This is a genomic window from Pseudomonas sp. FSL L8-0168 (genome assembly GCF_037976155.1).
Lineage (GTDB): Bacteria > Pseudomonadota > Gammaproteobacteria > Pseudomonadales > Pseudomonadaceae > Aquipseudomonas > Aquipseudomonas paracarnis.
Map to the genome: position 1 here is coordinate 429177 of NZ_CP150262.1, position 21778 is coordinate 450954.

Below are 21778 nucleotides of genomic sequence, written 5' to 3' on the forward strand. Positions count from 1 at the left end.
AAACCGATATATGGCGTGTTCAATTGGCCCCAAGTGAACGGCGCTGCACAAGCCATAAACAGTTAAACGGTCATTCCAGGGGTGGCAGCATGAGTGGGCAAAAAAAGCACAGTCCAGGGAGTACCGCAGTTTCTGGTTCAGGCGGCACTCTTGCTCTGGACGGGCCTACCGTGGTGCATGCCCTCGCCGATGGACTGGTGCCTGCGCAGTACTATTTCAGAGATCTGGACGTGGAGCTTCCCATGCCCTGGTCGTTTCTGCCGGGTGTCGGCGATACCCACTTCGTCGTATTTGTATGGGATGACCATAGCGCTGCACCCGTTGATGTGTTTCCGCCGTTGAGATTGGATGGTCCACTTACGGCTGCTGACTTTCCCTATCCTGCGTCGATTCCTCAGGCATTTCTGCTGAACAGCGCAAGAGTAGACCTGTCATTTCGCATACATGTCGATTCGCCGTCTAACCCAAGCTTTGATACTTCGCAGCTCACGGCGCTTCGAATCGATCGCGACGCCCCAGGTGTCGGTGGGACACTCGCGCCCGCTATTTTCCCTGTCGATCCGATTACCCTTGATTATCTGGACCTCAACCCATTGGTTCCGATGGAAATACCGGGTAATTATCGAGGGCGAGAGGAGGGTGACGAAATCCTTTTGTACTTCTCGGCAATGGACGCTCTGCCTACGGGGGCGCCCAGCTTCATTTCACCACCGCAGGTCAGTGCTACGGGCCAAATATTCGTCGACGTCCCCGATACGATTTTTCGAAGTTTCCCGGGCGCCTTGTTTATCTTTTGCTTTTACCGTCTGAGAGATCGGGCCGGTAACCTCAATCCGCAATTTTCAGAGGTGGCGCGAGCCGGCCTGAGTGTTGCCATTCCCGCCCCGACTTTCCTCAGGCCGCTGTTTCCACAGACGGAATCGGACCCAATAAACAATCCGAACAAATGGATGACGTGTGCCTGTATACCGCCGATCTGGGTGGGCGTTGAAATCCGCATCAATCAGGGTTCGCCACCGTTTCCAGCTATTCAAGATGGGGATCTCGTCACGATGCGGTTTCAGGGGTATCGCCAGGCTCCTGATGTAGACCCGCTTCCCGATATCGTTGAAATCCAGACCCATGTCTGGGACGGCGTCGCTGATGCCAGCGGCCACTCGTTCTGGATCAGAGATGTCGAGCGTTTGATTCGGCCACTCCGAGTCACTGCGGGGGGGGAAGCCAGCTACATGGTGTCCAGAGGCGGGGTCATCATTGGCCGGTCTTTTTCCATGTTCGCGCGATTTGATCGCGTCGTTCCCTCCGCACCGCCACCCCGTTATTGCTGGATTGACGGCAATGTCCCGGAACCCTGACGGGCGGTTTCGTCAGGGGGCGTGAGCGCTGACATTAACAACGTTGGCCGCTGCGAACGGGTTTGAATGCAAGTGCTGAGTGTTTTGGTTGTGCCGCAGCTCAGGCGGCAGGAAAAGCTGTTGCCGGAAATCGGGTCGTGGTCATTCGCCCGGCAGCTGAAGTGAACCTGGCGGACAAATATGTGTGTAAGGAACCTATATCAAGCGATAGTGGAGAACTTCAAATGAGCAGCAATCCGAAAATGCCCTCGGCATCTTTAGCTAACCCGGCAGCCGTCACGATTGCGGAGGCACTGGACAATGCAACCGGTACGATCCCGGCCAATCTTGCGACCGTCGGCATCACGGCTGAATGTACGACAGGTGATTTGTCTGATTTCGATGACTGGTTCGAAGTTGAGCTACAGGACCTTCAGGCACTTCCACCTGTTTGGAGTCGTATAGCAGGGCCGATTCAGTTGAGCGCGACCCCTATTCCAATACCTGTCAAATTTGACATTTCGATTCCTGCACCGATTGGCGGGTTTCGCCACGGCTTTTATCAACTCAGAAGCATTCAGTACCGAGACTTTGGCGGCTTCCCAGGCGGGGCGGGGGATATTTCCGATCCTGGCCGATTTACGGTCGATACCATTCCCCCCTACGCTGATATCGGCTTTCGTGATCAACCCACTGCCCTCTTATTCCCCGCCAACCTTCCTGACGGTGCGGTTATTGACGATGCCTATTTGACGATGAACGGCGGGGTACAGTTCGGTGTTCCGGACAACACATTTGTTCAGCCGCCGGGTCAGTGGGAGGCGGGTGACTTCATTACCGTTTACTGGAGCACGGTGATGTTTCCCCGCGACCAGGACATCGTGAGCCCGCCCGGCGGGATCCCGATGCTGCAGACCGGTAATACTTTTTTCCTGCCTCGTGCTCTGATTGATCTGAGTGGGAGGTATCGGGCCTTTTACACGATTACCGACAGGGCGGGTAACGTCAGTCGCCCCTCATTCATCGAAGAACGTGAAGTAAGGCTAATCGATGACCCCGAACAACGGGCGCCATTTTTGCCACTGGCCCCCGCACCCGAGGGCGGCAGCACAGATGACTTGATCAACATCGCTGATTATCTGCTGGATCCTGAAATATGGGTCAGAACCTATAACCATCATGCTCCATTGCTTGATCGACTCGAAGTGCAAATAGGTACGCAGCCCTGGAGCGGCCTGGGCCCAGTTTTCGATACGTTTCCGCAAGTATTCGATGGAATGCAGGCACAGTTCAAGGCTGCCTACACACAGCTTACGGTCGGGCCGCAATTGGTGCCTGTCCGGTACCGGATTTCGCGAAACGGCACGTTGTTTCCTTCCTTGGACACCACCATCCGGCTCGATTTGTCAGTCGGTGGTGCAATCAACCCAGGAGAGCCTGGCACACCTAATATCAACCTTAATGAAGCCCACGTATTTGGGGCCGGTTCGACAACGCCGGATGTTTTACTGCCAGAGCATGCCGACCAATCCGTGCGCGTGGATATTGTGTTATGGACAGTCGCAGTGGCCCCTCATCCGGGGTTGTCGATCATCTTCCTGTGGGAGGGTGAGCGAGTTGGGCCATTCCCTATCACTACGGAGGAAGGTGGTGATACTTTTTCTTTCGAGATCGACTGGGACGTGGTTGCCCGTCATGGTAATGACCTCAAGACCATCAGCTATCTGGTTATCGACCCGGACACCACCAATGAGAATCTTTCCCCGCCCACTGAGGTCGATGTACAGGATGCAGTGACGACAATGTTAGCGATGCCAGAGTATGTAGGCCGCAACTCTGGGAATCGTTGGAACTGCGCCTCGCTGAAAACCCGATCGCCAGGACCACCCCCTGTTCTGTATGGTGAAGTCTACGTACCGGGAGATACCAGGATGGCGTTAGGTGTGCCGCTGACGTTGGAATTGACCCTTACCAATACACTCGCAGGTCGGCCACCAGGACCGTTTCCATTAACGCTTACACATCCGGCCATTACCCAGGTCGACAAAGACAACGGAATCACATTCGAAATCGACTACAAGGGTTATCTGGATCAGGCGCCAACGGGCAACTGCGTCGCGACTTACTCTACGGTTTTGAGTAATGGCGTAACCGGGCGTGGAATACCGTCGGATACGCGCGTTGGCATGTCGAATGCCCACACCTACTGCGATGGCACGGTACCGCCAACCCCCTGACACTGAGCCGCAGTGGACGTGAAGTGACTCAATCAAAGCGTTAGCCCTCGTGCTTGACCTTGGGCCGCAAGAATCAATCCGATGCCTGTATTGGCATCGGATTTTTTTTGCTATCAGGTAAGGAAAAATCAGCAGCGCTTAATTGCGCCTTTTAGTTTTCTGCGTCTCAGCGATGCCGATTCTGCTCGCCATATAAGATAAATCCTACAGTGTTTGGGGGGGGAGATCCTTACTCTTTGCGCCGTACAGGTAAGGCTCCATTCCGAGGGAACGAGCCAAGCCGTTTTCCAAGGCTCTACCCCAGAGAGTGATCAACCATGCACGTATTGCCCAACTTTGAGCTCAAGCCTTTGAGCGCGATGATGAAAGTTCCAACGATAACCTTGTTTATGTTGGTGGCTGTTTCAGGCACAGCTCAAGCTGGCCATTTAATCGGCGAAGGCAAGACAATTGATTCGAGTGAATCAGCCAATGATTGGCAGCTGGATTGGAAAGCCGAATTGACGCTTAACGGTGCCAGAGCGCAACGTATCATCGTCAATGATTCGGCTTTGATTATAAATCCAGGCAGCCGCGTAGATGATATTCGCGCTACCCAGGGTTCAACCGTCAGCCTCACTGGCGCCCATGTGGAATCCCGGAACCCAACGTGGGCAGCCCTGCGCCTGGATGACAGCACTGCGACGATTACCGACAGCACGTTGATCAGTCATACCAACTTCGGATTGCAAGTATTTCAAAGTGTCGGCTCCCCTCAAGGAGGGATTGCCGAGGTATTCAATAGCAACATCGTCGGCGTTGCCGGGGGGGCCACGGCCCAAGGCAACAGCGAACTGCATTTCAAGCAAAACACCTGGGTGGAAGGTACCGGTGCAGACAGTTTTGGTGTTCGATTGGACAGTGGCGCATTAGTTACTGCGAGTCAAAGCACACTGATCGGTGGCAAGAATGGTGTCGTCGTGACCAACCAGTTGAAAAACGCTGAGGTTGGCAAGCTGGTACTGGACAACTCACATGTAGAAGGCCGTACAGGCTCCGCTATTCTCGTCGAGGGGCGACCAGGCAGGGTTCCGACCGTTGAGATCGACGTGCGCAACGGCTCGACGCTGACAGGCGGTAACGGCACATTGCTGGAAGTGAACGGCGGTGCCATGGCATCTATGAATGTCGATAACAGCGATTTGCGTGGCGACGTTATTGTCGAGGACGGCAGCACCGCGCATCTAAGCTTGCAAAATCGTGCCGGGCTGACGGGTCAGATGCAGAATGTCACAAGCCTTGCCATAGGCGGTCAGTCTTATTGGGAGTTGACCGGCGACAGCCAGGTCGGCGCCCTGAGCCTGGCCGGCGGCACGGTGAAATTCGGTGAGACTGATGCGTTCTACCAGTTGGACGTTGACAGCCTTGACGGCAACGGCACTTTCGTCATGGGCACCGATTTCGCTCGTGGCGTTACGGACTTCTTGAACGTCGAGGGCGAGGCCAAAGGCGATCACAAGCTGTTGCTCGCGGCCAGTGGTGCGGAGCCGACCAAGCCGGAAGATATCCGCGTCGTACACACTGGCGGCGGTGACGCACACTTCTCCCTGGTGGGTGATGTAGTTGATGTCGGCGCTTATTCCTATGGCCTGAAAAAGGAAGGCACCGACTGGTTCCTCGACCCGAACAACCGTGTGATCAGCCCAGGTACCCGCTCGGTATTGGCGCTGTTCAACACCGCACCGACCGTGTGGTACGGCGAGGCGACATCCCTGCGTTCGCGTATGGGCGAGCTGCGTTTCGAGCCTGGACAGGCTGGCGTGTGGATACGCGGTTATGGCAACAAGTACGAAGTGTCCGACAGCACCGGGATTGGCTACAGCCAGAACCAGCGGGGCTTTACGCTCGGTGCAGACACACCCTTGGCCGACAGCCAGTGGCTGGTGGGTGTAATGGCCGGCCATAGCACCTCTGACCTGAACCTCAAGCGCGGCACCTCCGGTAACGTGAAAAGTTACTATCTGGGTGCTTACGCGACTTGGCTGGACGAGGAAAGTGGCCTTTATTTCGATGCGGTGGCCAAGGTCAACCGGTTCCAGAATGAGTCCAAGGTCGGCCTGAGTGACGGTACCTCGTCCAAGGGCAAGTACAACAACACCGGTGGCGGTTTATCTGCTGAGTTCGGCCGTAACATCAAGTTGGATGACGGGTTCTTTATCGAGCCTTACGCACAAATGTCCACCGTGGTGATCCAGGGCGCCAATTACAACCTGGATAACGGCCTGGAAGCCAAGGGCGAACGTACGCGCTCAATCATGGCCAAGGCTGGCGCAACCGTTGGGCGTGACATCCAGCTCGATACAGGGAGTGTTGTACAACCTTATCTGCGAGCGGCGATGGTGCATGAGTTTGCCAATAACAACAAAGTCTCGGTGAATAACAATGTATTCAACAACGACTTGTCCGGCTCTCGCGCTGAGTTTGGGGCCGGTATGGCGGTAAAACTCTCGCAGAACCTGCAACTGCATGCCGACCTCGAGCACAGCAGTGGTGGTCGAGTTGAGCAACCTTGGGGGGCGAATGTGGGGGTTCGCTACACTTGGTAACTTACGTATTGTCAAAAGCCCGTATCGCAGGATACGGGCTTTTTTTTGACGTTTTGTTCACCATGTTCCGGTGTGAAGATCCGCATTGATGACCATAGCGTGTGATTTTCCCGAAGGGGTTCTTTCGGTGCTGCCAGTGCAAGCAAGTGAAATATGAATTCCTTGAGATGAAAGCTCTTGAATGACGAGGGTGCCTGTAATGACGCGCACGGCGTATTTGTTGAGACCTGTATCGACGCTGAACCACACTCTGGTGTTAGTGAACTCACTATCCTCCAGATGAAAAACCGTCCCGGCCGCAGTAGTGTCCGCGAACTGTATATAAATTTCTCTCACGGTATCGTTAACGGCTTCGGCGTTCCGGCCAGTAATGCCGTAAATATGCTTTGTGGTATCGTGCACGATATCCTTCGTCTGGACGTTGATGGCGTTCGAGTCTACGGAAACTGTAAAACTTCCTTCAGCGCTGTTTGATTTTGGAAACAAGGCCCGTTGTTGGTGGGGTGTTAACGTTGCACTGTGTGCTGACATGATTGTGTCTCCATGAGTGATCAGTTAGGCGAAAGCACTAGGTGCTCCGCAAGCGATGGCTTAGTTATGAGATCGCAGAAGACCTGCGCTGTAAACTGTCATAACTGACAGTATACGAAGCGCGCAATTCATGAATGAGCACCGTTTGTTTCCGCGCTCTAGTAGGTGCGCCAACGTGGCGCGAATCAAAGGGCCTGACTGTCATGCAATTGATTTTTGGGTTGTATAAAACGCTATTTTTAGTTCTTTTTTTACTAAGTGTACTCGGAGAAAAGAACGGGTTCAGGTGAGGGCGCCAAGCCAGGTCGATCCCAGCAGCACTATTCCCATGCATCTATTGAAACCTACTATCACTCGGGCAGAAGCCAGCGCCCGGCCTGATGCCACACCCAACAATGCCCAAGTACTCAAACACGGCAGTGAAATCAGGAAAAATATCAGAGACAAGTACAGCACTTGTTTTTGTTGCTCCGTACCGTCGCCGACAAACACGCTAACTACTGCAAGTGCCATCATCCAGGACTTGGGATTGATCAGTTGCAAGCTCGCGGCTCCAAGCAGGCCAAGTCGCTTATGGGTTGTTTGCTCCTCCATGACATGCGGCGGTGCGCTGAAAATCCGCCACGCCAGGTAACTCAGCCAAGCCACACCGACCCACTGCATCACGGTTTGCACCCTGGGCAGTTGCACCAGAGACTGACCCACCCCGCAGCCCACCAGCAGCACAATCCCCGCCGCTCCCGCGCAGGCACCCAGAATAATTGGCAGTGTCGCCTTGAAACCGTAACGGGCACTGTTGCTCAGAACCAGGATATTGGTCGGGCCAGGGGTAATGCACGCGACGAAGGCGAACAGCATGAACGGCACGAACGTGGACAGCATGGTGGGTGACTCCGATGGACCAATCGATGGAGTCGATCTTCACAAGCCTGGCGGTTAACTGTCTGGAAGATTTGAGCAGCGCTTTCGGTAGGCGGCGGGTGTCAGGCCGTAGGCGCGCACAAACCAGCGGCCCAGATGGCTTTGATCGGCGAAGCCCAGGGCCATCGCCACCGCTGCCGGCTGCTCGCCCTTGGCCAATAAACGCCGGGCACGTGTGAGCCGAAGTTGCACCAGGTAAGCGTGGGGCGCCAGGCCGAAGGCGCTCTTGAAGGCGCGGCTGAGGCGAAAGCGATCGACACCGCACGCCAGGGCCAACTCGTCCATGCCTATATCCTGATGCAGGTGGGCGTGCAGGTAGTCCCGTGCCTTGTGGGCCACCCGCGGTAAACGGGGATCGTCGCGGTAGCGCATGCGCCAGTAGAGCTGGCCGGTCAGGCGTTCCAGCAATTGGTCCAGAGCACTTTGCCGTACGATCCGCAGTTCGCCGTGGTGCAAGCTGTGAAATGCCTGGCTGGTGGCCTGGGCCAGGCGTGGGTCGTTGGCCAGGGTGCGGGCGAAGCTCAACTGATGGTGAGCGGGCGCTTCCTCGAATACGCTGCAGATTTCCCGTTCCAGCCAATGTGGGTCGAGGTAGAGCATGCGGTAAGTGAAGCCATCGACAGTAGGCGCATGGCCATCGTGGATCTCACCAGGCTCCAGCAGAAACACCTGGCCCGGCACGCTGTCATGCCGCGTGCGCCGGCAGTTGAATTGCTGTACGCCTTGTTCGGTGACGCCCACCAGATAGCTGTCATGCCAATGGGGGTCGTAGGCATGGCCCTCGAAATGCGCGCGCAGGGTCTCGATGCCGGTGTCGGCGTCCTGCTTCAGGTCGATCCAATTGTGCGCGCGCATACAACACCGAGGCTGAATATAATGTGCAATTGGCGCCGACAACGGGGAGGGCGTCTAGAAGATTTGTGCAGTCTAGCCAAACAAGCCGGCGGCGATGTTGATCGAGAAACCTAGGATCGCGGTATTGAATACAAACCCGATCAACGATTGCCCCAGCACCACCTTGCGCAGGCCACGGGTGGCGACGCCCACATCCGAGGTTTGTACCGCTACGCCGATGGTGAAGGAAAAGTACAGGAAATCCCAGTAGTTGGGCGTGAGCAAGCCTTCGGCAAAACGCAAGGCGGGCTCCTTGCCTGGCCAGGTGTAATAGAGCCTGGCGTAGTGCACGCTGAAAATCACCCCGATCAATAGCCAGGAGCCGATCACCGTCAGCCCGGTGAAACCGTAGTGCAGCAGGCGCTCGGAGGTGGCCAGGTCCTTGCTGCCGACCAGTTCGAACGTAATGGTCGCCAAGCTAGCGATGGCGGCGATACATACCATGAACAGCACCAGGCCGGCGTTCTCGTCTTCGATTTCGGCGATGCGCTTGACGTCCTCGGCCTTGGCGCGAATGGTCAGCCACAGCATCAGTATCAGGTAGGTCCAGACCCCGGCGTTCCAGCCGATCAGGATTTTACTGGCGAGGGTGTCGGCCGGCACCAGGAGGCCGACGGCAAGGCCGAGTAAGGCGGCGGATGAGAGGCGAGGGTGGGTGCGGGCGAGGAAGGGCATGGTGGCTCACAAAGAACTATGTGTGAGCACCATAGCTTATTCGGGTGTACCTGATCATGAATGCAATCAATAACCCTGTGGGAGTTGGCAAGCCAGCTCCCACATTTGGCTGCGGCGTTGATCAGTTTGCTTTATGGCGCTTGCGCACCAGCTTCATCACCACCACGAAGAACACCGGCACAAACACCACCGCCAATGTCGCTGTGATCATCCCGCCAATCACACCGGTACCAATCGCCTGCTGGCTGGCCGAACTGGCCCCGGTGGCAATTGCCAATGGCACCACGCCGAGGATAAACGCCATCGAGGTCATGATGATCGGTCGCAGGCGCAACCGCGCCGCCTTCAAGATGGCGTCGATCAAGTCCTCGCCCTGGTCATACAGGTCCTTGGCGAACTCGATGATCAGGATCGCGTTCTTCGCCGACAGGCCGATGATGGTGATCAAGCCGACCTTGAAGAACACGTCGTTGGGCATCCCGCGCAAGCTCACGGCCAACACCGCACCGAGCACGCCCAGCGGCACCACCAGCAACACTGAGGTAGGGATCGACCAGCTTTCATACAGCGCGGCCAGGCACAGGAACACGATCAGCAACGACAGGCCCAACAGCAACGGTGCCTGGGAGCCGGACAAGCGCTCCTGCAACGACAAGCCCGTCCATTCCTGGCCCAGCCCGGCAGGCAACTGGCTGACCAGGCGCTGGATTTCGTTCATGGCCTCGCCGGTGCTGTGCCCCGGCGCCGCTTCGCCGCTGATGGCGATGGCCGGGTAGCCGTTGTAACGGGTCAACTGCGTTGGGCCCTGGGTCCACTTGGCTTCGACAAAGGCTGACAGCGGCACCATTTTTCCCGCGTTGTTACGCACATGGATCTTCATCAGGTCGGCCACCTGGCTGCGCTGGTCGCCTTCGGCCTGCACCACCACGCGCTGCATACGGCCCTGGTTGGGGAAGTCGTTGATATACGCCGAGCCGATCGCCGACGACAGCACGTTGCCTACGTCGGCAAACGACACACCCAGGGCGTTGGCCTGCTTGCGGTCCACTTCCAGCTGCACTTGCGGTGCTTCGGCCAGGGCGCTTTCACGCACGTTGGCCAGGATCGGGCTTTTCGCTGCAGCGTCCAGCAGTTCAGTACGCGCAGCCATCAACCCCGCATGGCCAACGCCACCACGGTCCTGCAAACGGAACTCAAAACCGCTGGAAGTGCCCAGGCCGTCTACCGGCGGCGGCAGAACCGCGTAGGCAATCGCGTCCTTGAGTTCGCTGAAGGCCATGTTGGCGCGATCGGCAATCGAGGAAGCGGAGTCATCACTGCCACGCTCTGACCAATCCTTGAGCGTGGTAAACGCCAGCGCCGCGTTCTGCCCGGAACCGGAGAAACTGAAGCCCATGATCATGGTGGTATCACCCACCCCAGGCTCGCCGGCGTTATGCGCCTCGATCTGTTCGGCCACCTGCACCGTACGGTTCTTGCTGGCGCCCGGTGGCAACTGGATATCGGTGATGGTGTAGCCCTGGTCTTCCACCGGCAGGAACGATGAGGGCAAACGGCTGAACAACAGCCCCATGCCCACCAGCAAGACCAGGTAGATCAGCAAATAGCGGCCGCTGCGCTTGAGGGCATAGGCCACCCAACCTTCATAACGGTTGGTGAGGTGCTCAAAGCGCTGGTTGAACCAGCCGAAGAAACCAACCTTGGCATGGTGTTCGCCCTTGGCAATCGGCTTGAGCAGCGTGGCGCACAGCGCCGGGGTCAAGGTCAGGGCCAGGAACGCCGAGAACAGAATCGAGGTGGCCATTGACAGCGAGAACTGCTGGTAGATCACCCCCACCGAACCCGGCATGAAGGCCATCGGCAGAAACACCGCCACCAGCACCAGGGTGATACCGATGATGGCTCCGGTGATTTGGCCCATGGCTTTCTTCGTCGCCTCTTTGGGCGACAGGCCTTCGGTGGCCATGATGCGCTCGACGTTTTCCACCACCACGATGGCATCGTCTACCAGGATGCCGATAGCCAATACCATGCCGAACATGGTCAGCACGTTGATCGAGAAGCCCAGCAGCAACATGGTGGCGAAGGTGCCCATCAGCGCGATCGGCACCACCAGCGTGGGAATCAAGGTATAGCGCACGTTCTGCAGGAACAGGAACATCACCGCGAACACCAGCGCCATCGCCTCCAGCAAGGTGTAGACCACCTTGGTGATCGAGACTTTGACAAAGGGCGAGGTGTCGTAGGGAATCTTGTATTCCACATTGGCAGGGAAGTAGCGCGACAACTCGTCCATTTTCGCCCGCACCAGCGTTGCGGTACTCAATGCATTAGCGCCGGGCGACAGTTGCACGCTGACGGCGGTAGACGGCTTGCCGTTCAGGCGCGTGGAAAACTGGTATTCCTGGCTGCCGACCTCCACCCGTGCCACATCGCCGATGCGCACGGTGGAGCCGTCGGGGTTGGCCTTGAGTACGATGTCGGCAAACTCCGCCGGGGTGGACAGTTGCCCCTTGACCAGCACCGCCGCGGTGATCTCCTGGGTGTGGGTGCCCGGCAAGTCACCGATGCTGCCCGCTGAGACCTGGGCGTTCTGGGCGCTGATCGCGGCGTTGACGTCGGCCGGCGTGAGGTTGAAACCGATCAGCTTCTGCGGGTCGATCCAGATACGCATGGCGCGTTCGGCGCCATACAACTGGGCCTTGCCGACGCCGTCCAGGCGCTTGAGCTCGTTCATCACGTTGCGCGCCAGGTAATCACTGAGCGCGACGTCATCGAGCTTGCCGTCATTGGAGGTCAATGTGACCAGCAGCAGGAAGCCAGCGGAGACTTTTTCCACTTGCAAGCCTTGCTGAGTCACGGCCTGGGGCAGGCGCGGCTCGACCACCTTGAGGCGGTTCTGCACATCCACCTGGGCCATTTCCGGGTCGGTGCCCGGCTGGAACGTGGCGGTAATGGTCGCCGAGCCCAGGCTGCTTTGGGATTCGAAATACAGCAGGTGGTCGGCGCCGTTGAGCTCTTGCTCGATCAGGCTGACCACGCTCTCATCCAGGGTCTGGGCCGAGGCGCCGGGGTACACCGCGTAGATTTCCACCTTGGGTGGCGCGACGTTGGGGTACTGCGCCACCGGCAATTGCGGGATCGCCAGGAAGCCCGCCAGCAGGATAAACAGGGCCACCACCCAGGCGAAGATCGGGCGGTCAATAAAGAACTGCGGCATGACGGGTTATTCCTTTACGAGCGGGCTGTCGTCCACTTCAACTTTTTCACCGGGGCGTGCGTGTTGCACGCCCTCGACGATGATGCGGTCGCCGGGTTTGAGGCCACTGGTGACGATCCAGCGATTGTCGACCACTGCACCCAACTCCACCGGCTGCTGGCTGACGGTCTGCTCGGCGTCCAGCAGCAACACCATCGGGATACCGGCGCTGTCACGGGTGATGGCGCGTTGCGGCACGCTGAGGCCTTGCTTGTCGACGGCCTGTTCCACGCGCACCCGCACAAAGCTGCCGGGCAACAGGTCGAGGTCCGGGTTGGGGAACTCGCTGCGCAGGATGATCTGCCCGGTGCCCGGATCGACGCTGATATCGGCGAAGAGCAATTTACCCGGCAAGGGGTACAGGCTACCGTCGTCCTGGATCAAGGTGGCCTTGGCCTGGTCCTGGCCGACCTGCTTCAAGCTGCCGGCACGAAAGGCGCGGCGCAGGTCGTTCAGCTCACGGGTGGACTGGGTGAGGTCGGCGTGGATCGGGTCCAGTTGCTGGATGATCGCCAGCGGCGTGGCTTCGTTCTGGCCGACCAGCGCGCCTTCGGTCACCAGGGCGCGACCAATGCGCCCGGAAATCGGTGCGGTCACGGTGGCATAGCCCAGGTTCAGCCTGGCACGCTCGACGGCAGCCTTGTTGGCGGCCACTTCGGCGTTGGTCTGGCGCAGGGCGGCGCGGGCGTTGTCGTACTCCTGGCCGCTGATGGCGTTGCCTTCGACCAATTGGCTGTAGCGCTGTTCTTGCAGGCGCGCCTGGAACGCATTGGCCTCGGCCTTGCTCAGGTTGGCCAGGGCACTGTCCAGGTCGGCCTTGAACGGCGCCGGGTCAATACGGAACAATACGTCGCCTTGCTTGACGTCGTGGCCTTCGTTAAACACCCGCTGCATCACCACCCCGGCGACCCGGGCGCGTACCTCGGCGATACGCGGTGCGGCGATGCGCCCGCTCAGTTCGCTGGTAATAGAAAGGGGCTTGGCCTGCAGGGTTTCGATCCGCACTTTGGCCAGGGGCATTTGTGGCGTCTCGTCTGCCGACTGACCACACGCGCTCAGCGCCAGTGTGAGGGCCAACAGGCAAAACGGCGCAAATAGATTCTTCGACATGCTCTTATCCCAATATTGACTGGCGCATCCTAGAGGCACCTGCGCCGTGGTGCTGTGAAGCTGTGTAGCGGGTCTGTGAAGAAGTGTAAGGTACGGCGCACGTGGCGTCGGGGGCGTATATCCTTGCACAATCCTGCAACACACCAACAAACAGCATTATTTGGAAACACCATGCCCAACATCCTCCTGGTGGAAGACGACGCCGCACTCTCCGAGCTGATTGCCAGCTACCTGGAACGCAATGGCTACCACGTCAGCGTGCTCAGCCGTGGCGATCATGTACGCGAACGTGCACGCCTGAACCCGCCGGACCTTGTGATCCTCGACCTGATGCTGCCGGGCCTCGACGGCCTGCAGGTGTGCCGCTTGCTGCGCGCCGATTCTGCGGGCCTGCCGATCCTGATGCTGACCGCCCGCGATGACAGCCACGACCAGGTTCTGGGCCTTGAGATGGGCGCCGACGACTACGTGACCAAACCCTGCGAGCCGCGCGTATTGCTGGCCCGGGTGCGCACATTGCTGCGGCGCAGCAGCCTGTCCGAACCCCAGGTGGCCAGCGACCAGATCGTCATGGGCAACCTGTGCATCGACTTGTCCGAGCGCACCGTGACCTGGCGCGAACAGGCGGTGGAGCTGTCCAGCGGAGAATACAACCTGTTGGTGGTGCTGGCCCGGCATGCCGGCGAAGTGCTCAGCCGCGATCAGATCCTGCAACGCCTGCGCGGTATCGAGTTCAACGGTACCGACCGTTCGGTGGACGTGGCCATCTCCAAGCTGCGGCGCAAGTTCGACGACCATGCGGGCGAGGCGCGCAAGATCAAGACGGTGTGGGGCAAGGGGTATCTGTTCAGCCGTTCCGAGTGGGAATGCTGAACCATGTTTCGCGTACTGCTGCGCCTCTACCTGATCACCATCGTCACCTACAGTGCGGCGATTTACCTGATTCCCAAGCTGGTGATCCAGCTGTTCGAACACCGCTACATGAACTACAACATCGAACAGTCCCGCGGCCTGCAAAAACTCATGGTCAAGCAGTACCAGCGCGCACCGGTGGAGCGCTGGTCCCAGGTGACCGACCAGTTGAGCCGCGATTTTGCACCGTTGAAAGTGCAACTGTTGCTGCGCCAGGACGCCCGCTACACCCCTGAGGAAGAACAGTTACTGGAGCAAGGCAAACCGGTGATCCGCCTGGGCGAGTGGGGCTGGATGGAGGAAATCAGTTCGCCGATCAACCAGCAGTTCGCGGTCAAGCTGACCGTACCGCCAGACCCGTTGGACATGAACCTGCTGTACTGGTCGATGAACGTGCTGGTCGGCGCCGCCTTGTTGGCGTGCCTGCTGGTGTGGCTGCGTCCGCACTGGCGTGACCTGGAACGTCTGAAAAGTACCGCCGCGCTATTGGGTAAGGGCCACTTGGAGGCCCGTACGGGGCTTGCACCCAGCTCCAGCATCGGCGGCCTGGCGGCGGTGTTCGACACCATGGCCGACGATATCGAGCATCTCTTGAACCAGCAGCGCGACTTGCTCAATGCGGTCTCCCATGAACTGCGCACGCCGCTTACCCGCCTGGATTTCGGGCTGGCCCTGGCGCTTTCCGAAGACTTGCCCCCGGCCAGCCGCGAGCGTCTGCAAAGCCTGGTGGCGCATATTCGGGAGTTGGATGAATTGGTGCTGGAATTGCTGTCTTACAGCCGCCTGCAAAACCCGGCGCAATTGCCCGAGCGGGTAGAGGTAGCGCTCGACGAGTTTATCGACAGTGTGTTGGGCAGCGTCGACGATGAGTTGGAAAACCCCGAGATCGTCATCGATGTGGCGCTTGATTGTGCCGTTGAGCGCTTCAGCCTCGACCCGCGTCTGACTGCCCGAGCCTTGCAGAACCTGCTGCGCAATGCGACGCGCTACTGCGACAAGCGCATCCAGGTGGGCGTGCGCGTATGCCCCAAAGGCTGTGAAATCTGGGTGGACGACGATGGCATCGGCATACCGGCTGACCAGCGCGAGCGCATCTTCGAGCCGTTCTACCGCCTCGACCGCAGCCGCGACCGCGCAACCGGCGGCTTTGGCCTGGGCCTGGCGATCAGCCGGCGCGCCCTGGAGGCCCAGGGCGGCACCTTGACGGCCTTGGCGTCGCCCCTGGGCGGGGCGCGGTTTCGTGTGTGGCTGCCTAACCTTTCGTGATCAAAGTACTTTGACTGCTCGGCCGATCCCGTGAATCGGCCCGGTGGGTTTGCCGGTAGGCGAGCCATTGGGCCCTTCCAGCGTCAGTTCAAACAACTGGTTCGGCGCCAGCGGCGGCAGCTTGTCCAGGGGCACCGACAAGGTCTGCCCAGGCTTGACCAGGCCCAGGGATACGGGACCCTGCCAGCCATCGGCCTTGGTCCAGAACTCCAGGGCTTTGTCAACGGGAATCTCCATCACCCCCAATGGGATCAACTGGATCTGCCGATTATCACTGGCCTGCACCACCCAGCCCGGTGCCTGGCTTTGTGGCGTCATCAGCACCACCACGAAGCTGGGTGCGGTCATGGGCGGGCGCGCCAGTAATAAAGCCGCCAGCACCACGCTTGCCATCAGGCCGACGGCAGAAAGCCCGCGCCAGAACGCCAGCAGGTTCCACCACGCCACGCCCGTTTCGGCGATTTTGATGCGGCGTTCAATGCGCCGCCACAGCTGTGCCGAAGGCGGCACCGGTTGCGCCAGCGCCACCAGAGGCAACAGACGCTGCTCCCAGGCATCCACCGCTGCGCGCAGTGCCGCATCATGGGCCAGGCGTTGTTGTACCTCAGCGCGCTGTTCGGCGGGCAGGGTCCCCAGCACGTATTCACTGGCCAGTTCATCCAGGCTGTCGTTCATGCCATGCACTCGCGCAAGGCGGCGAGGCTGCGTTTGATCCAGGCTTTGACCGTGCCCAGCGGGGTACTGAGTTTTTGCGCGATTTCGCTGTGGGAGTAACCGTCCACATACGCGTGCAGAATGCAGGTGCGACGCGTCGGGTCGAGCCGTTCCAGGCACTGGTGGATCTGCCCGGAGCGTGCGGCAAACTCGATGGACTGGGCCGGCTCTGCCAGCGGCTCGTACTGATCGTCCAATGGCACGTCACGCCCGGCGCTGCGTACCACGTCCAGGGCCAGGTGGCGAGTCACGCTGAACACCCAACCCCGTGCGGAGCCTCGCAGGGGGTCGAAACTGTGTGCGCCGTGCCAGATCTTGATAAAGGCGTCATGCACGATGTCCTCGGCCAGTGCCTTGTTGCGGGTAATGCGCAGCGCCACACCGAGCAAGCGGCTGCTGTCCTGCTCATAGAGCTGGTGCAGGGCGCGATGATCGCCGCGGGCGCAGGCTAACAGGCACACTTGATAATCAAAGATGAGTTCAGCCAAACCAGAATTCCTGCCACTGAGGAGACGTCTACGCGTGGTAGGCGCGAGGTTGCTCGCGCCTACCTGGCCAGCGTAGCTGAGTTTGCTCAGTTGGCGGCCCAGAAGAGGTAGTCCGCCTGGTATTTCACCATTTCCTTGGCGCCTTTGTTCGCCGTGGTGCAGGGCGCAGCCGGAGCGACCCCGCCTTTGAGCGCAACCCGCTGGATATACACCACGCCACTCATTGCACCTTTGCCCTCGGCTGGATTGGCCTTGACCAGTTGATAGGGCAGGTTGCCGGGGCTCGACGGCGCCACGGCCAATTGCGTGCCGGTGATGGTCGAGCCGTCCTTGGCCTGCCACGTGGCGGGTGGGCCGAAGTAGGTGCCGACCTGCTGGCCATTACGGTCGTTCAACACGGCTTTAGGGCCGACGAAGGTCCACTCGGTCTGGCCGGCAGCGTTGGCCTTGTCGCGGCATTCATAGGTGATTTCGCCGACCCCGGTGGTGTGCATCGCTACCTTGTGGCCATCGGGCACCTTGATGCTGTCCGGCAGGCCCGCCTGGGCAAACGCCGACGGTGCGGCGAGGAGCAAGCTGGACAGGCACAGCAGTGTTTTAGCGTTCATGGTGTTTCTCCATTGGGTAGAACAGCAGGGTTACGTTGATGACTACGGCCCAGGCCCGCCCATTGGATGCAGTTTTGTGCAAAAAAAATGGAGTTTCCAAAAAGGCATAAACTCAGATCGCATCGGTATAAGTGGTTATAAGAAAAATCGCTATCCTGCGGCCAGAAATTTATAAGGCCGCGGGTAGCTGGAATGGATGTAGGTAATATTGGTTTCGTGGTTGCCGGCTTGATCGTGGGTTTTATCGTGGGCATGACGGGGGTGGGCGGCGGTTCGCTGATGACCCCGATCCTGCTGTGGTTTGGCATCAACCCGGCCACCGCGGTGGGCACCGACCTGCTGTACGCTGCCATTACCAAGTCCGGTGGCGTGCTGGTGCACAGCAAGAACAAGAACATCGACTGGACCATCACTGGCTGGCTCACCCTGGGCAGCGTGCCGGCAGTGTTGCTGACGTTATGGTTCCTGGCCAGCTTGCACACCGACCCCAGTGCGATGAACGCGGTGATCAAGCAGGCCCTTGGCGTGGTATTGCTGCTGACGGCCCTGGCGATCCTGTTCAAGAAAAGCCTGTTGGCGTTTGCCCAGCGTCATGCTGGTGATTCCTACCATCTGCGCCCGCGCAATCTGAATGCGCTCACTGTTGTGACAGGTGCGATCCTTGGCACCATGGTGGCCCTGACCTCGATCGGCGCCGGCGCTCTGGGCACGGTGGCGCTGTTTATCCTGTACCCGTTCCTGGCCACGCGGCGCCTGGTTGGCACCGAGATCGCCCATGCCGTGCCCCTGACATTGGTGGCGGGCCTGGGCCATGCCAGCATGGGGAACATGGACTGGCATCTGCTGGGCTTTTTGCTGATGGGGTCGCTGCCGGGGATCTACATGGGCAGCCATATGACCGGCAGGATTCCCGACGGGGTACTGCGGCCGTGCCTGGCGGTGATGTTGATGGCGGTGGGGTACAAGTTGGCGTTCTGAGCACGTGGCCTGACACCCCACGTTCCAAATGTGGGAGCTGGCTTGCCTGCGAAGGCGGCCTCACAGCCGACGACTACCTACCTGACGCCCCGCGATCAAATTGTGGGAGCTGGCTTGCCTGCGAAGGCGGCCTCACAGTCGACACCGTTATACCGAGTACATATCCATCCCTGTCGATTCCGGCCAGCGTGGTTTAACGGGGCGCCTAAGATCAAGATCAAAAGCAGATCAAGATCAAGAGCTACTCGCTTCGCATCGTGGGTACGCTTGGTGCTGGTCGCAACTGTTGCTCCAGCAACAGCAGATCCACAAACTGCTGCGATCCCAGACACTGGCAAGCCATCGCTTCAATCCCCCTTTTTTTCCGCAACCCCCAGGCTACGGGCATTTGCCTGCCCCTGGCACGCTTGCTGCCTAAGCACTGGTACATCCCCTGTGCGAGGTACCGTCCGATGAGTCAGCAAGCCGTGAAATTTGCCTATTGGGTACCCAACGTCAGCGGTGGGTTGGTCGTCAGCAAGATTGAACAACGCACCCACTGGGGCATCGAGTACAACCGCAAGCTGGCGCAACTGGCGGAGGCGGCGGGTTTTGAGTATGGCTTGACCCAGATTCGCTTCACCGCAGGTTACGGTGCCGAGAACCAGCATGAGTCCGTGGCGTTCAGCCATGCGTTACTCGCGGCGACTACCACCCTCAAGGTCATCGCGGCGATCCTGCCCGGGCCGTGGCAACCGGCGTTGGCGGCCAAGCAATTGGCGACCATCGACCAACTGACCAATGGCCGTATCGCGGTGAATATCGTCAGTGGTTGGTTCAAGGGCGAGTTCCAGGCCATTGGCGAGCATTGGTTGGAGCATGATGAGCGCTATCGGCGTTCCGAAGAGTTTATCCGCGCCCTCAAAGGCATCTGGACCCAGGACGATTTCACCTTCAAGGGCGATTTCTATCGTTTCAACCAATACACCCTCAAGCCCAAGCCCCTGGGCCAGCCGGAGATCTTCCAGGGCGGCAGTTCGCGGGCGGCTCGGGACATGGCGGCGCGGGTGTCGGATTGGTATTTCACCAATGGCAACACGCCTGAAGGCGTCAAGGCCCAGGTCGATGATATTCGTGCCAAGGCCGCTGCCAACCACCATTCGGTGAAGGTGGGCGTGAACGCCTTTGTGATCGCCCGCGACACGGAAGAGGAGGCTCGGGCGGTGCTGGCGCAGATCATCGACCAAGCCGACCCGGAGGCGGTCAACGCCTTTGGTGACGCAGCCAGGCAAGCGGGCAAGGCGTCGCCGGAGGGCGAGGGGAACTGGGCCAAGTCCAGCTTTGAGGACCTGGTGCAATACAACGATGGCTTCAAGACCAACCTGATCGGCACGCCGCAGCAGATCGCCGAGCGCATCGTGGCACTCAAGGCCGTGGGTGTGGACTTGGTGCTGGCAGGCTTTCTGCACTTCCAGGAAGAAGTGCAGTATTTCGGCAAACGTGTATTGCCGCTGGTGCGCGAGCTTGAGGCCAAGGCAGATGCAGGAGCGAGCTTGCTCGCGAAAAACGTTAACGAAAAAGTGGCTAGCCTGGTTTAGCGCGCAGGCTAGGCGCTCTTCGCGAGCAAGCTCGCTCCTACGGGGTGTAAAAGGTTTGAGTGGCTTGCAAGGTCAACACCTCAAACCCGTCCGCCGTCACCGCCACGGTGTGTTCCCATTGCGCCGAGAGGCTGTTGTCCTTGGTGACCACCGTCCAGCCGTCTTTCAGGCTGCGAGTTTTAGCGCTGCCATGGTTAAGCATCGGTTCGATGGTAAACACCATGCCTTCGCGCAGTTCGAGGCCGGTGCCGGGGCGGCCGAAGTGCAGGATTTGCGGTTCTTCGTGCATTTGCCGGCCGATGCCGTGGCCGCAGTATTCGCGCACCACGCTGTAGCCGTTGGCTTGCGCGTGGCTCTGGATGGCATGGCCGATATCGCCCAGGCGCGCGCCCGGCTTGACCTGGCGGATGCCGGCCCACATCGCCTCGAAGGTCATGTCCACCAGGCGCCTGGCCTTGGGCGTCACGTTGCCGATCATGTACATCTTGCTGGCGTCGGCGATGAAGCCGCCTTTTTCCAGGGTGATGTCGATGTTGATGATGTCGCCGTCCTTGAGTATTTGCTTGGCGCTGGGCATGCCGTGGCACACCACTTCGTTGATCGAGGTGTTGATGCAGAACGGGTAGTCGTACTGCCCCAGGCTGGCAGGGCGGGCCTTGAGGTCATTGCGGATGAAGGCTTCGACGGCGCTGTCCAGCTCCAGGGTAGAGCGGCCGGCGGCGACGAAGCCGTCGAGCATGTCGAAGACTTGCGCCAACAGACGCCCGGCTTCACGCATCACGGCCAACTGTGCGGGAGTCTTGATCATCAACTGCGCCCCCGGATCAGGTCGGGTTTGTCCAGCAACAGCTTGTTGATCAGCTCGTTGTAGGGCAGGTGCGGGTTGAGTTCGGCGAGCAGGCCGATCTTGATCCAGAACTCGGCTTGGGCGTTGATGGAGCGGTCCATGGCGGCGCTGGCCAGGCGCAGTTGTTCGTGCAGCTGATCGGTGATCTTGACGATGCCCATAAGGTTCACTGTGTTTAATTGATATACGAATCGTATATGGTTCGTATGTCGATCGCAAACCTTCTTCGGCTGAACGGTGGTGGGTTGATGGGCTGCGATAGGTTGCCGAAAAAAGGATTTCCACCTAAACGCCGGTCCCCACGCTGCGGGTTAAACGTTTAATCGATGTAGTTCGACGAGGATGCCAAACAAGCCGTTTTCTTTAATATGAGCAAGCGGTTTGCTTATGAGGAAAGGTTACAACCACCCCGGTTTTTGCCGAGTAGGCTTACTGATTGAAAGCGTCTTCCAGGGTTGGCAAGACGTGGCAGGCAAGTGCCTGTCGGATACATATAACCGTTGGCAGTCTCAAAAAAGGAGAGGTTAGCCATGCTTTCAGAACTAGAGCTTCGCAGCATTATTGAAGGAAGTTTCCTGCCTAAACGGTGCGAATGCACCAAAGCCGAAGATGCCTCGTTGACGATCAGGGTCTACGACGATCGCGACCGGGATCGGGTGGATTTGGAAGTCAAAGGTATCCATCCTGACAAGCTCGACAGCAGCCGAGCGATTTGCAACCTGATCACCGGGTTGCGTGAAGACCTCAAGCAAAGCCACGCACCGGTACTGCAACGAGCCGGTGCTCGCGGTTATCACTAGCGGATGCTTGAGTGCAAGTTGACCCCGTGGGCCTGGTAGTTG

The 21778-nt window shown here is 59.0% G+C and carries 19 protein-coding genes; 8 read left to right on the forward strand and 11 right to left on the reverse strand.

Annotation, left to right across the window (positions count from 1 at the left end):
• Window positions 1–89 precede the first annotated feature (89 nt).
• From MHH62_RS01805 to MHH62_RS01815, 3 genes are all read left to right on the forward strand, one after another.
• The gene (locus MHH62_RS01805; RefSeq protein ID WP_032901646.1) at window positions 90–1355 is read left to right on the forward strand and encodes a hypothetical protein; all 1266 of its coding nucleotides are present in this window, start codon (window positions 90–92) and stop codon (window positions 1353–1355) included.
• A gap of 224 nt (window positions 1356–1579) precedes the next feature.
• On the forward strand, window positions 1580–3571 hold the full coding sequence (locus MHH62_RS01810; RefSeq protein WP_339232328.1) for a hypothetical protein: 1992 nt from the start codon (window positions 1580–1582) through the stop codon (window positions 3569–3571).
• Between the two features lie 317 nt (window positions 3572–3888).
• Window positions 3889–6156: an autotransporter outer membrane beta-barrel domain-containing protein gene (locus MHH62_RS01815; protein WP_103451882.1), complete on the forward strand. Its 2268-nt coding sequence runs from the start codon at window positions 3889–3891 to the stop codon at window positions 6154–6156.
• Window positions 6157–6213: 57 nt separating this feature from the next.
• On the opposite strand, the gene MHH62_RS01820 is transcribed toward MHH62_RS01815, so the two are convergent.
• The 6 genes from MHH62_RS01820 to MHH62_RS01845 form a co-directional block, all read right to left on the reverse strand.
• A complete protein-coding gene (locus MHH62_RS01820) occupies window positions 6214–6687 on the reverse strand; it encodes a hypothetical protein (RefSeq protein ID WP_034135484.1) in 474 nt (157 codons plus the stop codon).
• A gap of 282 nt (window positions 6688–6969) precedes the next feature.
• Complete coding sequence (locus tag MHH62_RS01825; RefSeq protein ID WP_020301107.1) at window positions 6970–7569, reverse strand: LysE family translocator; 600 nt, start codon at window positions 7567–7569, stop codon at window positions 6970–6972.
• Window positions 7570–7623: 54 nt separating this feature from the next.
• Window positions 7624–8463 carry an AraC family transcriptional regulator gene (locus MHH62_RS01830; RefSeq protein WP_032901641.1) on the reverse strand — a complete coding sequence of 280 codons (840 nt, stop codon included), beginning with the start codon at window positions 8461–8463 and terminating at the stop codon, window positions 7624–7626.
• A 72-nt stretch (window positions 8464–8535) separates the two neighbouring features.
• A complete protein-coding gene (locus tag MHH62_RS01835; protein ID WP_032901639.1) occupies window positions 8536–9177 on the reverse strand; it encodes a DUF1345 domain-containing protein in 642 nt (213 codons plus the stop codon).
• 121 nt (window positions 9178–9298) lie between these two features.
• The gene (locus MHH62_RS01840; RefSeq protein WP_339232332.1) at window positions 9299–12397 is read right to left on the reverse strand and encodes an efflux RND transporter permease subunit; all 3099 of its coding nucleotides are present in this window, start codon (window positions 12395–12397) and stop codon (window positions 9299–9301) included.
• Window positions 12398–12403: 6 nt separating this feature from the next.
• Window positions 12404–13546, reverse strand: coding sequence for an efflux RND transporter periplasmic adaptor subunit (locus MHH62_RS01845; protein WP_014718714.1), 1143 nt, complete (start codon window positions 13544–13546; stop codon window positions 12404–12406).
• A 171-nt stretch (window positions 13547–13717) separates the two neighbouring features.
• Between MHH62_RS01845 and MHH62_RS01850 the strand changes: the two genes are divergently transcribed.
• Together MHH62_RS01850 and MHH62_RS01855 are read left to right on the forward strand one after the other, a co-directional pair.
• Complete coding sequence (locus MHH62_RS01850) at window positions 13718–14419, forward strand: response regulator transcription factor (protein WP_003190934.1); 702 nt, start codon at window positions 13718–13720, stop codon at window positions 14417–14419.
• Between the two features lie 3 nt (window positions 14420–14422).
• On the forward strand, window positions 14423–15724 hold the full coding sequence (locus MHH62_RS01855) for an ATP-binding protein (RefSeq protein ID WP_038450364.1): 1302 nt from the start codon (window positions 14423–14425) through the stop codon (window positions 15722–15724).
• Here MHH62_RS01855 and MHH62_RS01860 read toward each other — a convergent pair whose 3' ends face one another.
• From MHH62_RS01860 to MHH62_RS01870, 3 genes are all read right to left on the reverse strand, one after another.
• Complete coding sequence (locus tag MHH62_RS01860; RefSeq protein ID WP_339232333.1) at window positions 15725–16399, reverse strand: anti-sigma factor; 675 nt, start codon at window positions 16397–16399, stop codon at window positions 15725–15727.
• Window positions 16396–16926 (reverse strand): sigma-70 family RNA polymerase sigma factor, encoded by a 531-nt coding sequence (locus tag MHH62_RS01865; RefSeq protein WP_014718711.1) that lies wholly within the window; start codon window positions 16924–16926, stop codon window positions 16396–16398. The genes MHH62_RS01860 and MHH62_RS01865 overlap by 4 nt, the downstream gene beginning before the upstream one ends.
• A gap of 86 nt (window positions 16927–17012) precedes the next feature.
• Window positions 17013–17534: a DUF3455 domain-containing protein gene (locus MHH62_RS01870; protein WP_014718710.1), complete on the reverse strand. Its 522-nt coding sequence runs from the start codon at window positions 17532–17534 to the stop codon at window positions 17013–17015.
• Window positions 17535–17726: 192 nt separating this feature from the next.
• On the opposite strand from MHH62_RS01870, the gene MHH62_RS01875 reads away from it, so the two are divergent.
• Both MHH62_RS01875 and sfnG read left to right on the forward strand, forming a co-directional pair.
• Window positions 17727–18512, forward strand: a complete 786-nt coding sequence (locus MHH62_RS01875; RefSeq protein ID WP_014718709.1) for a sulfite exporter TauE/SafE family protein — start codon at window positions 17727–17729, stop codon at window positions 18510–18512.
• A 452-nt stretch (window positions 18513–18964) separates the two neighbouring features.
• Window positions 18965–20089, forward strand: a complete 1125-nt coding sequence (sfnG, locus tag MHH62_RS01880; RefSeq protein WP_014718708.1) for a dimethylsulfone monooxygenase SfnG — start codon at window positions 18965–18967, stop codon at window positions 20087–20089.
• A gap of 37 nt (window positions 20090–20126) precedes the next feature.
• On the opposite strand, the gene map is transcribed toward sfnG, so the two are convergent.
• Together map and MHH62_RS01890 are read right to left on the reverse strand one after the other, a co-directional pair.
• On the reverse strand, window positions 20127–20897 hold the full coding sequence (gene map, locus MHH62_RS01885; RefSeq protein ID WP_019816859.1) for a type I methionyl aminopeptidase: 771 nt from the start codon (window positions 20895–20897) through the stop codon (window positions 20127–20129).
• A complete protein-coding gene (locus tag MHH62_RS01890) occupies window positions 20897–21097 on the reverse strand; it encodes a ParD-like family protein (protein WP_003190946.1) in 201 nt (66 codons plus the stop codon). The genes map and MHH62_RS01890 overlap by 1 nt, the downstream gene beginning before the upstream one ends.
• Window positions 21098–21466: 369 nt before the next feature.
• Between MHH62_RS01890 and MHH62_RS01895 the strand changes: the two genes are divergently transcribed.
• A complete protein-coding gene (locus tag MHH62_RS01895; protein ID WP_014718706.1) occupies window positions 21467–21736 on the forward strand; it encodes a DUF1652 domain-containing protein in 270 nt (89 codons plus the stop codon).
• Window positions 21737–21778: the final 42 nt, after the last annotated feature.